This is a genomic window from Paenibacillus sp. RC334 (assembly GCF_030034735.1).
Classification (GTDB): domain Bacteria; phylum Bacillota; class Bacilli; order Paenibacillales; family Paenibacillaceae; genus Paenibacillus; species Paenibacillus terrae_A.
Genome location: NZ_CP125370.1, coordinates 1255315 through 1267508, shown reverse-complemented (window position 1 = coordinate 1267508; position 12194 = coordinate 1255315). Strand labels below are relative to the sequence as shown.

At 45.2% G+C, this 12194-nt stretch carries 13 protein-coding genes; 5 read left to right on the top strand and 8 right to left on the bottom strand.

Annotated elements, in window-relative coordinates:
• Positions 1-86 precede the first annotated feature (86 nt).
• The 4 genes from licT to QMK20_RS05960 form a co-directional block, all read right to left on the bottom strand.
• Complete coding sequence (gene licT / locus QMK20_RS05975; protein WP_283654997.1) at positions 87-926, bottom strand: BglG family transcription antiterminator LicT; 840 nt, start codon at positions 924-926, stop codon at positions 87-89.
• A gap of 72 nt (positions 927-998) precedes the next feature.
• A complete protein-coding gene (locus QMK20_RS05970) occupies positions 999-2447 on the bottom strand; it encodes a glycoside hydrolase family 1 protein (protein ID WP_283654996.1) in 1449 nt (482 codons plus the stop codon).
• A 1-nt stretch (position 2448) separates the two neighbouring features.
• On the bottom strand, positions 2449-4332 hold the full coding sequence (locus tag QMK20_RS05965; protein ID WP_283654995.1) for a beta-glucoside-specific PTS transporter subunit IIABC: 1884 nt from the start codon (positions 4330-4332) through the stop codon (positions 2449-2451).
• Between the two features lie 655 nt (positions 4333-4987).
• The gene (locus QMK20_RS05960; protein ID WP_044645178.1) at positions 4988-5221 is read right to left on the bottom strand and encodes a helix-turn-helix domain-containing protein; all 234 of its coding nucleotides are present in this window, start codon (positions 5219-5221) and stop codon (positions 4988-4990) included.
• 152 nt (positions 5222-5373) lie between these two features.
• Between QMK20_RS05960 and QMK20_RS05955 the strand changes: the two genes are divergently transcribed.
• A complete protein-coding gene (locus tag QMK20_RS05955) occupies positions 5374-5748 on the top strand; it encodes a hypothetical protein (RefSeq protein ID WP_283654994.1) in 375 nt (124 codons plus the stop codon).
• 96 nt (positions 5749-5844) lie between these two features.
• Here the strand turns inward: QMK20_RS05955 and QMK20_RS05950 are convergent, their stop codons facing one another.
• Both QMK20_RS05950 and QMK20_RS05945 read right to left on the bottom strand, forming a co-directional pair.
• A complete protein-coding gene (locus QMK20_RS05950; protein ID WP_283656219.1) occupies positions 5845-6543 on the bottom strand; it encodes an alpha/beta fold hydrolase in 699 nt (232 codons plus the stop codon).
• A gap of 31 nt (positions 6544-6574) precedes the next feature.
• Positions 6575-7162, bottom strand: a complete 588-nt coding sequence (locus QMK20_RS05945; protein ID WP_283654993.1) for a DJ-1/PfpI family protein — start codon at positions 7160-7162, stop codon at positions 6575-6577.
• A 745-nt stretch (positions 7163-7907) separates the two neighbouring features.
• On the opposite strand from QMK20_RS05945, the gene QMK20_RS05940 reads away from it, so the two are divergent.
• From QMK20_RS05940 to QMK20_RS05925, 4 genes are read left to right on the top strand one after another with little or no spacing between them, the layout of a single operon-like run.
• A complete protein-coding gene (locus tag QMK20_RS05940) occupies positions 7908-9092 on the top strand; it encodes an acetyl-CoA C-acetyltransferase (RefSeq protein WP_283654992.1) in 1185 nt (394 codons plus the stop codon).
• Positions 9093-9149: 57 nt separating this feature from the next.
• Positions 9150-9890: an acetoacetate decarboxylase gene (locus tag QMK20_RS05935; protein WP_283654991.1), complete on the top strand. Its 741-nt coding sequence runs from the start codon at positions 9150-9152 to the stop codon at positions 9888-9890.
• Between the two features lie 41 nt (positions 9891-9931).
• Complete coding sequence (locus QMK20_RS05930) at positions 9932-10597, top strand: CoA transferase subunit A (RefSeq protein WP_283654990.1); 666 nt, start codon at positions 9932-9934, stop codon at positions 10595-10597.
• A complete protein-coding gene (locus QMK20_RS05925) occupies positions 10594-11250 on the top strand; it encodes a 3-oxoacid CoA-transferase subunit B (protein WP_283654989.1) in 657 nt (218 codons plus the stop codon). The genes QMK20_RS05930 and QMK20_RS05925 overlap by 4 nt, the downstream gene beginning before the upstream one ends.
• A 309-nt stretch (positions 11251-11559) precedes the next feature.
• On the opposite strand, the gene QMK20_RS05920 is transcribed toward QMK20_RS05925, so the two are convergent.
• Both QMK20_RS05920 and QMK20_RS05915 read right to left on the bottom strand, forming a co-directional pair.
• Positions 11560-11739, bottom strand: a complete 180-nt coding sequence (locus tag QMK20_RS05920) for an H-type small acid-soluble spore protein (RefSeq protein ID WP_044645186.1) — start codon at positions 11737-11739, stop codon at positions 11560-11562.
• Between the two features lie 57 nt (positions 11740-11796).
• Positions 11797-12036 (bottom strand): hypothetical protein, encoded by a 240-nt coding sequence (locus tag QMK20_RS05915; protein WP_014280296.1) that lies wholly within the window; start codon positions 12034-12036, stop codon positions 11797-11799.
• Positions 12037-12194 lie beyond the last annotated feature (158 nt).

Genomic DNA, 12194 nt, shown 5'->3' with positions numbered 1-12194 from the left:
CAGCCATACCGGGCGCATATCTTCAATTCAAATAGGCAAACGCAGGCTCCTTTAGGAGTTTGCGTTTGCCTATTTGAATTGAATCTTCATTCGTTTGAACTCATAAGAAGCCGGCTAATATGAATCGTCAGGTAGATTTGCTCTTCTCGGGTCAGAATGAATTTGAACGATTTTTCAATGTATGATTTAATGACAAGCGTGCATTGATGCTCTTTGGCAAAGGTTGTACTTATATTGTCGTAGAGGAAAAAATTATCGGAGTCCAGCGGACGTTCCTCAAGTAACCGTTGCGCCAGAAATTGCAAGTGTGTCACAAAACGTGAATAGTTTATGGATTCCGTATCCAGTTCAATCCCGAAATAGTGATTGATAATTTTCAGAACATCTTTGATGAAATTCGTCATGAAGATAACGTCTTGCAGTTGCCCTTCGAGGTTTTGCGCGTTGACAATATGAAAAGCAATATTGCCGCCCTCTTCCTCCGGCAATCGGAGACCCAGTCTGGATTCGATTTCTTTCAGTGCCCGAATGCCAATTTCGAATTCCCGTGGATAGAATTTCCGCACCTCCCACAGCAGCCTGTTCTGTAGGATGATTCCCGATTTAAAGCGAATAACCGCCAGATGAAGGTGGTCTGTTAACGTGAAATACACCGAATCAATCAGCTTAGAACCCAGTGTTTTCTCCGCCATTTCCACAATTCGGCGTGTGATTTCCAGGTATTCGGCAGGTGTTTCTTCCATGAGCTTGATCAGATCTTTGGAGGTCTGGTCTTCGAGCACATAGATTTTTTCGATCTTGGAAGGATCAATGAAATTACCGATCTTGTTGCTATATCCGATAGCTTTCCCCATAACAATGATATCTTCCCCGTTCTCCTTCTCGGCAAGAACAATACTATTATTGAGAATTTTGACAATCTTCATATGTGTGGAGAACCCCCGTATCCATATAAACTCAGAACCTGCCACAGCAGGCCCTGAGCTTATTTATTCTTCTTAAAGATTATCTCCGTTACTTGCAATGACTTGCTTATACCAGTCAAAAGATTTCTTCTTCATTCGTTTGAGGCTTCCGGTGCCATCATCATGCTTGTCCACATAGACAAAGCCATAACGTTTCTTCATCTCTCCCGTTCCGAGCGACACGGAATCTATGCAGGCCCAGCTTGTGTAAGCGATCAATTCAACACCTTCGGCAATCGCCTGCTTCATTTCTTTGATGTGACCCCTCAAATAATCAATACGATAATCATCATTAATATTTCCGTCCTCGTCCACGATATCCACGGCACCCAGACCATTCTCGGCAATCATCAATGGTACCTGATAGCGATCATACAAGGTATGCAACGTATAACGCAGTCCGATAGGGTCAATCTGCCATTTCCATTCACTTTCCTGAAGGTATGGATTCTTAACACCGCCCAGCAGGTTGCCACCGGTCTGTTCCTGATTGGGATCTGAACTGACACATACGGACATGTAATAACTGAAGGATGCAAAATCCATGGTTCCGCGTCTTAAGATATCCGCATCGCCCGGTTCTTGATGAAGTGTGACCCCCTCCTGCTCAAAGAAATGCTTCGAATAGGAAGGATAATATCCGCGGTGAAGAACATCGGCACAATAATAGATTTTCATCTGCATTTCCCGGGTAGCCAGCATAATATCCTCAGGATTGCATGTCAGCGGATAAAAGGTGAAGTGAGTCAGCATGGACCCAAATTGGAAGTCCGGATTAATTTCTCTACCGCGGGCTACCGTCAGCGCAGAGGCCACAAATTGATGATGGAGTGCCTGGAAGCGGAGCTGGGCATTGTCCCTTGTCAGGTCGATTGTTTCACCGTTCTCATCATAGATGATACCTCCGGCTTGATAAGCTTTTTGTGCAAGGGTAAGGCAATTGATTTCGTTAAAAGGAATCCAGTACTTCACATCATTCTTGTAGCGATTCAACAGTACCTCAGCATACCGCAAGTAATGCTGAATCATCTCCCGGCTGGCCCAACCATTAATCGTTTTGGACAGGTGGAATGGAAACTCATAATGCGCAATCGTAACGAGAGGCTCGATGTTGTATTTTTTCAGCTCGGCGAATATCCGGTCATAGAATTCAAGGCCCTTCTGATTAGGCTCCGGCTCATCTCCGTTAGGGAAAATACGCGTCCAGTTAATGGAAAGACGGAACATCTTGAATCCCATTTCGGCGAGCAATCGAATATCTTCCTTATAATGATGGTAAAAGTCAATGGCTTCATGCGTAGGATAACGTTCTGCCGGGTCAAGCTCAAGGGTAATCCTGCGTTTCTGGTGGATGGAACCGCCCGTGAACATATCCAGTGTGCTGACTCCCTTGCCGTCTTCGTTCCAAGCCCCTTCAATCTGATTGGCGGCTGTGGCTCCGCCCCAGTAGAAGCCTTCAGGAAATTGATTAGCATTATTCATATTATATTCCTCCTTTGGTTATTAATGTCATGATAGCATCGCCAGGTTGTACATTTGGCAATGATTTGCTCTTAATTTCTGTAAAACTGTCGGTATTGGTTACAATCATCATAGTAGTAGGGTCCAGGCCAAAAGCCTTGATTGCTTCAATATCGAACTCAATCAACTTGTCCCCCTTGGATACGGTATCTCCTGTTTTCACAAACGCTTTAAAGCCAGAACCCTTCATTTTCACTGTGTCTATCCCGATATGAATGAGCAGTTCTACCCCATTATCGGTTACCAGTCCCACTGCATGTTTGCTTTTATAGAGGGGGGATATGATCCCATTCATCGGTGCGTAAAGGATGTTCTCCCCAGGCACGAAGGCAATTCCTTTTCCCATCATTTCTTTGGAGAAGACTTCATCCGAAACTTCGCTCAGCGGTATGCTCTGTCCACTAAGAGGAGCATAAAGTTCAACAGTCTCTTGCTTGCCTGAAGGCACTTTGATGGACACGGACTGGGCAACCGACTGAGCAACTGTTCTTTCAGTCGGGTCGACCGGCTCATCAAATCCGATAATTCTGGCCAAGATAAACGTTACGACAAACGAAATGGCAAGCGTAATGACGGCTACCGTGAAATTGTTGCCGGCCCCAACGAACATCGGAAGCGAAGCAAGGCCCGGACCAACAACCACATAGGCTTTGAGATGCATCAGCCCTGCGAAGACTCCAGCAACACCGGCCCCGCCCATTGCGGCATACAGCGGTTTTTTGAGCTTCATCGTTACACCGTAGAGCGCAGGCTCCGAAATCCCGAAAGATGCCGTAATACCAGATGAAATCGCAAGCTGGCGAAGAGAAGAACTCTTGGTGCGTGTAGCAACTGCAAAGGATGCGGCGCTCTGCGCAAAGTTGGAGCAAAGGTGGGCAGCCAGAATCAGCATATCATAGCCCGGATTAGCGATAGACGAAACCATAATAGGAATGAAGACTTTATGAATACCCAGGGATACAAAGATAGGCATCAATACAGCCAGAATGGCTACTGCAATAAATCCGATATGGTCCTGAATCAGCAGAATGCTTTGAGTGAGGCCATTGCCCAGGAAAACACCGATCGGGCCAAGAGCCAAAAAGGCTACAGGTCCGGTAATCAATATAACAATGAGCGGACTGAGAAACACTTTGACCACATTGGGCGAGACTCTGTCGGCAAAACGTTGAATGTACCCCATGAAAAACACGATCAGGATGATCGGTACGACTTGTCCGCCATAATTGGCCGGAGTCAGCGGAATACCGAATAATGCCAGCGGATTACCTTCAGTAAACAAGGCAGTCATTTTGGGATGCAGCAACGCCGCACTCACAGCTATTGCCAGCGGCACACTTGTTTTAAATTTGACGGCAGAAGAGTATGCTACCAGTACAGGCAGGAAATAAAAGGCTGCATCCGCAAGGTTACTAAGGATGATATAAGTCTGGTCAGCTGTCTTTAAGATCCCTGTCATCGAGAGCAGCAACAACAGCACCTTGAGCATCCCGGCTCCAGAGACTGCCGGAACGAGAGGCTGGAAGATTCCCGCGATTAAATCAAAGAAAGAGCTGATACTGAATCTTTTTCTGGTTGAAGATTCAGTGGGCCCGGGAGACGACCCTCCAATTTCGGGCAGTTCCCGATAGACGTAGCTAACTTCATTTCCAACGATCACCTGGAACTGGCCGCCACTGTTCACTACGCTGATTACTCCATCTACCTTCTCAATAAAATCTTTGTCCGCCTTGCTCACATCCTTCAATGTGAAACGCAAACGTGTGGAGCAATGATATACGCTTTCAATATTTCCCTGTCCGCCTACACCTTTTAAAATCTGGGACGCTGTTTGTTTATGGTCCATAATAATCCCCTTCTTTTTCATTTAACTGGAAAAGTTAACAAAAAAAAGACCCAGATAAAGTACGACAGTACATAAATGTACCATTGAATACTCTACCCAGGTCTTGCCTGCATTATCAGTAACACGCCCAGTTAAATTTTGTAGTTGTAAGAAATCAATTAAATTCCGGAATAAAGCGATTTCATCTTGCCTGAAACTATAATACATGCTGATTTTGAAAAAGTAAAGGGGGGCCTTCAATTCTTATTCTGAGCACAATAAATTCAATGGACTGCGATTTCATAGCGGCCTTGTCCATAATTACCTCCCGTCGGAGTCATTGATCGTTAAAGAAAAAGAACAACGATACAAAGGGCCGATATGGCAGCCCTAAAATCATCATTCTGCTGCTGCGTGAAGGCCGGAATCTTCCCCTTATAGCTCAAGGTATATTGATAACTGCTAGAGTCTCCATGGATTTAAGCAGTACTTGTAACTCGCCAGCTATCACTTTCTCCTTGATAAGTTATTACCTTATTTGAACAAGCTGCTAGTAGAACAAATATTGAGATCATGGGACAAACAAAAGAATTTTCCTCATCGAAACATTCCTTATATGTTTACTCAGCCCAGTATATTATGCAAAAAGACCGTTAATAGTAACGGTCCATGTCAATTATTCAGTACTTTCTTTGGCATTCGGTATGTACTCCAGAAGATCACCGGGAGTAACACCTAATCCGCGACACAATGCACCGAGTGTATCGTAATCTATACGTTTGGTGGCATTGCCAGCAAGCGAGGTAATTGTGTTTCGACTCACGCCTGTTAACTCCACTACATCTTTGTTTTGTAATCCACGTTCTCTCATCATTTCTCCAAGGCGACAACGTATACTCAAAGGTTCCATAGAAATCCCTCCAAAAAAATAAGCACTACATGTTGATATATTGAAATGTTAACTAATATTCACGTACACCCATCGTAGCAAAACCATTCGTTATTAGCAATATGTTAAAGTTCCAAAGCATTTTTCAACTATCCAATAGGAGGCACAATTATATGTTTATAGCACCAGAAACTAATTCACTCGCACTAGAACGGGCAGCGATGGTATTTGGACCCTATGATCAATCACATATGTATGAGATATTTGAGGGAATTATTTACGGTGAACACTACTTCTTTCACATTGAGCATGGTTGCTTGTGGCTCCGTCATGTACTTAAGATAGACCATCCTGAACATACACACTTATTCGTCGACGGTGACAGTGGTGGACTACAACTTGCAGAAAACATTCAGTGTGATCTTATGACAGTTGTATCGGATACTATTGAAAGACTACATACTATGGATAGCATGACATTTTTACTCAACGAACTGCTGTGGCTAGAGAATCGTGGAGATATCAAATTGAATTTCGTAAGAGCATGAAATAGCCCCATCTTATCACTAAGATCAAGGCTATTTACAATTACATTCCGTTTTTCAACGTATCATAGCCCGTACCGCAGACGCCATCCAGAGCGGTCAGAGTTGCTTGAGCAACACATGCGCAAGCAACTCTGGATTGCTAATCATGACGTCATGGGCCGCGTCTATCTCGATATAGCGCCAGCCTGAGTCCCTCCGCACGCGCGACAGTGATCGCTCAAGCAGATCTCCAGGTGCCTGAGTGCAACGTATATAGGATTTTCGTTGAATATCGAACGGGCTTTCAAAACGCATTCGCTCGAAATATGTATTCACTGGTTGCGGCGTCAACTGAGCGTCAACCCATGGCTGATCCGGCTCTCCGACCCCGAACAGAGCTGCTGGAAGTGGAGGAATGTTCCAGCTTTCATCTGCGGCTGCCTGTGCGCCATAGTCTTCAATTAGTATCGGAGCATGGTCCAGCAGCATCTCACCATCGCCCGGCAGAAAAGCATCGAGTAGCACAAGATGTGAGACGACATCGGACAGTTGGAGGGCTGCGGCACTCGCAGGAAACCCGCCGTAGCTGTGACCGACCAAGGTGACATCATCGAGATTCGCAGCCCGAATATGATCCACAATGTCGTTGATATGCGTCGTCAGATTCACGTCTCGCGAGAGCGCGGGTGCCCGTTCGGCAAGCCCGGTCAGCGTCGGCGTTGTGACGAAATGGCCTTCTGCTTCGAGCAGCGGAACCACACGCTCCCAGCACCATCCACCATGCCATGCGCCATGAACTAGCACGAAGGACGTCATCATCGAACCTCCTTATCCTTTTACAATATACTTATCTCGCAAAAGGATCATCATGTTTGTCGGAATTCCAAATGTATTCAATTTGATTGGCAACCTGTTGAGCTTTTTCAAGACCAAAGTGGTCGGAAACAAAGCCTAAGGACATATCTATTCCAGCGGATACACCCGATGAAGTATAGAACTTTCCATCTACTACCCATCTTGCCTTTGGAATCCAGTCAACCTCCGTGTCGATGGATTTCACCCAATCAAAGGCTAATTTATTGGATGTGGCGCGCCTGTTTTTTAACAAGCCTGTTTTGGCAAGCAGCGCAGAACCTGTACAGACAGTTATACAAAAACAGGACTGTTCCGCAATCTCTTTGACCTGTTTCATAAATTGATCGTCATGGATTAAACTTCTTGTCCCCTGTCCGCCTGGGATCATGAATATACCATCGGGCTTTGCTTGTGCAATAGGTTCTGTAACAATCTTGGTTTTTTGCCGACTCTCAATAATTCCCCCGTTCATAGAGAAATATTTTAAGTCATACTCTTCTGGCAGGCGGCCAAAAATCTCAACGGGTCCGAATACATCCAGTGTTTCAAAATCATTGAACAAGCATATGTTAAAGTCCATATGGCTCACCTCCCTCAAAGATTAATCATACTATACACCCTGTTTCCTGAATTAAACAATATAAAAAGGCCTTTTCGGGCGCCTATTCAGGCTGCATCAACTTAGCAATGAAAGTGCTCTTGAATTTCCTTCTGTGGAGATTCAGGAGCTTTTTGTGTAATTGGGGTGACACCGTTAACAAGAAGCAAGCTGGCACAATTATGACGAAGATCATGAATATTTAAAGGCAAAGCCGTCTTCAGAAAATTCTGAAGGGCTTTTTTTTATTTCCCAGCGATGAGTTAGGTTCTATTTGCGAAGAAAAGGAAGGGCGTGATTAATGAGGAAGGTGTGCAAACTCAACGATTGGCCTCGTCTTTTTCACGTATTGATTAGAAATTTCATTTTTAACAGAAAATCCAATTTGTGATCATTATTTTCAGAAAAATCGAGAAATTAACAGAAAACATTAGAATGGCCTATTTATTTTGGAGTATATGGCTTTATAAACATCTGTATACAAATATATGTAAATATTTGAACATTGAGCAAATTCTGCATTGGGACTATGATGAAAATGGTTTTAATTTCCAACGAAAGAAGGCGATCGCACCGTCACACCCACCGTCTTAGGCACCATGATATGCCCGCATGCAAACGTATCTTGCAGTCGCTGTACTTCGTAAGGTAAGAGCGAAAATTACGAATGGAATTGCAGTCATGGATGTATTGTGTCTTGAACACAGCGAAAGGAATGTGAATTTTTATGAAAAAAGTAGCTTTAGTAAGCCCGTTAAGAACAGCGGTCGGCTCTTTTAACAAAACCCTTGCGCCCCTAAGCGCTCCTGAACTGGGAGCAATTGTGATGACAGCATGCCTTCAGCAAAGTAAATTAGAGCCTGCTTTGATTGATCAAATTTATTTGGGAAATGTTCTTCAGGCGGGCAATGGCCAAAATCCTGCCAGACAGGCGGCACTGAAAGCCGATATCCCCATTGATGTACCCGAATCAACGATAAACACGGTTTGCGGTTCAGGACTTCATGCCGTTGCTTTAGCCTACGATTCAATATTGGCCGAACAAAGCAACATCGTCTTGGCCGGAGGTATGGAGAGCATGTCAAACGCCCCTTATCTGCTAAGGAATGCAAGAAACGGCTACAAGCTTGGCAACGGTGAATTGGTAGACTCCCTGGTGGCCGACGGACTTACGTGCCCGATCAATAATTACCATATGGGAATTACCGCAGAAAATGTTGCCGAGAAATATGGAATTTCAAGACTTGAGCAGGATGAGTTTTCCTATGAAAGCCAGATAAAGGCTTTAGAAGCAAAAAACAAAAAGGTTTTTGAAGAGCAGATTGTTCCGGTCATGATCAAAAACAAAAAAGAAACTATTTATTTCACGGAGGACGAACACATAAGAGGAAATACAACGAAAGAAAAACTTGCTCATTTAAAAACTGCGTTTAAGGAGAACGGAACGGTTACCGCCGGAAATTCTTCGGGGATCAATGATGGCGCGGCAGCTATGCTTGTAGTGTCGGAAGACAAATGTAAGGAACATGCGTTGAAGCCGTTGGCATATATCAAGGGTTATTCACTTGTTGGCGTTGACCCTGCATATATGGGAATGGGACCGGTAAAAGCCATTTCGTCACTTCTTAAAAAACAGGGAATATCCATCGATGCCATTGATCTTTTTGAAATTAATGAAGCGTTCGCCGCACAAGCATTAGCGGTATTGAAAGAGCTTGGGGTCAGTCCGGAGAAGGTGAATGTCAATGGCGGCGCGATCGCGATCGGGCATCCTGTCGGTGCAAGCGGTGCCAGGATATTGGTTACGTTGGTTCATGAAATGGTGCGAAGATCTTCACGTTACGGCATAGCCTCGTTATGCATCGGAACGGGAATGGGAATAGCGATGCTGGTTGAAAATGCACTCATTTAAAATGCGTGTTCAAAAGATGACTTTTGGAACTACCTCTTAAAAGGAAGGGAGATCGCTATGAATCAAAAAGATGTACTTTCACTCCAATCCATGCCTGCGGCCAGCGGCAGTTATGGGCGCCCGCCATGCCGCTTCATCAACCGGGAATTTTTTATCATTACCTATGAATCCGACCCCGCTGCGATTAGACAAGCGGTCCCGGAACCTCTTCAGCCGGATGGAAGCAATACTGTTTCCTATGAATGGATCAAGATGCCCGATTCATCCGGTTTAGGAAGCTATGAGGAAAGCGGTATTGTCATTCCGTGTACTTTTCAAGGAGAACCCTGTAATTTTGTTGCCCAAATGTATTTGGATAACGCGCCTGCTATTCTTGGGGGACGTGAAATCTGGGGATTTCCGAAAAAATGGGCGAAGCCTCATCTGATCGTTGAGGATACGGAGACGCTTACAGGTACATTGCATTATAATCACGTCCTGGTGGCCACGGGAACCATGCCTTTCAAATATAACATTCTTGATGAACAGGAAACGGCTAAAGCCATCGCAAAAACACAAGTTAATTTAAAATTAATTCCTGATGTTGACGGTACCCCCAAAATTGCTCAGTTAGTAGCGTATAATCTCGAAGCCATCACTGTAAAAGGCGCCTGGTCAGGGCCTGCCAGATTAAGCCTGATTCCCCATGTCAATGCTCCTGTGGCAGATTTGCCGGTTCAAGCTTATATTGGCGGAAAACATTTTATTGCCGATTTAACGCTTCCATATGGAAGAGTCCTCTACGATTATCTCCAATAAAGTTTGCTTTCCTAAAAATATATATATAAGGAGACGGAACCATGAATAACAAAGTAATCTCCGCTGAAGAAGCAGTTAAGAAGGTCAAAGACGGAGACACGGTGATGGTCGGAGGTTTTCTGGCAGGAGGCTTTCCGGAGGATCTGGTGCGTGCGCTTGTCGACACAAATTCCGCCGGCAATCTCACGATTATTTCCAATGACACAGGCACACCGGAATTATCTATCTATAACCTTGTAAAAAGCGGCAGAGTAAAGCGGATTTTTGCATCCTATATCGGCTCCAATCCGGAAACGGGCAGGCTCCTTATGACGAAAGAAGCAGAGGTTCAGCTCTTCCCGCAAGGCACGCTCGCTGAAAAAATACGCGCAGGGGGAGCCGGTTTGGGCGGTGTTTTAACACCTGTAGGTGTAGGCACCATGGTAGAGGAAGGAAAAAAGAAAATAGAAATTGATGAAAGGGAATATTTGCTTGAACTGCCGCTCAAAGCGGATGTGGCGCTAATCAGAGCCCATAAGGCTGATGAAGAGGGGAATCTTGTCATTAACGGCTCTTCACGCAACTTCAATTTGGTTATGGCTACAGCGGCAGAGTATGTAGTTGCTCAGACAGACGAATACGTAAAGGCGGGAGAAATTGACCCCAATCATGTCAACGTTCCCGGAATATTTGTCGACGCAATTGTAAAGGTGGGTGGAAACGCATGAATAACAGAGAATTTATTGCTCGAAGAATAGCCCAGGAATTCAAAAATGGCGAAGTTGTCAACCTTGGTGTTGGAATGCCTACAATGGTGGTGGACTATATCCCCGAAAACATTCATATTATGCTGCAGGCGGAGAACGGAATCCTCGGTGTAGGTCCCAAAGCGGCTCAGGGAAAAGAAAGACTCGATTGTATCGATTCAGGCGGAAACTATGTTACATCTGTAGAAGGAGCTTGCTTTTTTGACAGTGCACTTTCATTTTCCATCATCCGCGGAGGACATGTGGATATCACCGTTTTGGGCGCCCTGGAGGTCGATGAGAAAGGTAACCTTGCAAGCTGGATGATCCCGGGTAAAAAGGTGCCGGGCATGGGGGGAGCCATGGATTTGGTGGTCGGAGCCAAGAGAGTGATTATAGCCATGGAGCATGTGAACAAAAATGGGGCGCCGAAAATACTGAAACAATGCAAGCTGCCCCTGACCGCTGTAAATGTTGTAAAGACCATAGTAACCGAAAAGGCTGTCATCGATGTTATTCCGGGTAGAGGGCTGATGCTGAAGGAAATTGCCCCGGGTTTGTCAGTCGAAGACGTTCAAATGGCGACAGAGGCTAAACTGATGGTTTCATCACATTTGAAGGCCATTGCAGTGTAAAGGTCATGGGAACGGCACAAGCCCTTAAGGGGAGATGGGGACTGACTCCTGTTTGTGATTTTTCGATGCGCTCCCCCCACAGGTCTTGAACAGCTTATATCACGCTTATGTTACAATGACGAAGAAGTTTCAGGTCCGTGTGGGCTAATCCCCCGTGGAGGCTCGAGTCCTCTCGACCGCATTCATTTTTACAAGTAGGGTTCGCTAATTGCTCATTGAGCAATTGCGAGCCTTTTTTTGTTGGAGTGGGACCATTCTGGGCTTTTTGTCACGGCCATGGATAATGACTAAATGTTTGATTCCCATCTCCTATCGCTCTTCCAGACGATCCACACGAACGGTTTGAGTATTGCCAGGGTTGCTTCCCACCTGTACGGTAGCCATACCGTTTGCTTCATCCACATGCTCGATCCAGATCGGTTTACCCTCTAATTGCACGGCAATGTTTTCGGATGAATTGTAAATCGCTTTTGCTCGTTCCACGTTCATGCTGATCTCCTCCTGATGATTTGTTTTGTATTCATGTATTCAGAAATACAGGTTCACCTAGTCCTCATCTATAATCCGTTCAACGTCCAATGAAGGGATGCTATGAGAAGGCGAAGTTGAAACCACAGCCTCCAAATCCACATGACCCACAGCTACAGGAAAAGGCGGCTGGATTCCATGGGAAAGGGCAAACTCGGGCGGCAATGCATCCTGTTCGCCTCCGGCGGGTCCCCGAAAGGCGATATGGCTTTGACCCACACGATGTCTGATTTGCCGAGGATATGATTTTCCGGGCATAAATTGTGTACCTCCTTTTGAATCGGATATGCCTTACTATGCACCAAAAAAGCTGCAACCATGCGCAAGCGGATTTTTCGTGAGTTTAAACATCAAACAGCCCCAGCTTCTCACGAAGACCGGGGCTATCTATGATTCCATTCCATAAATGAGGTACG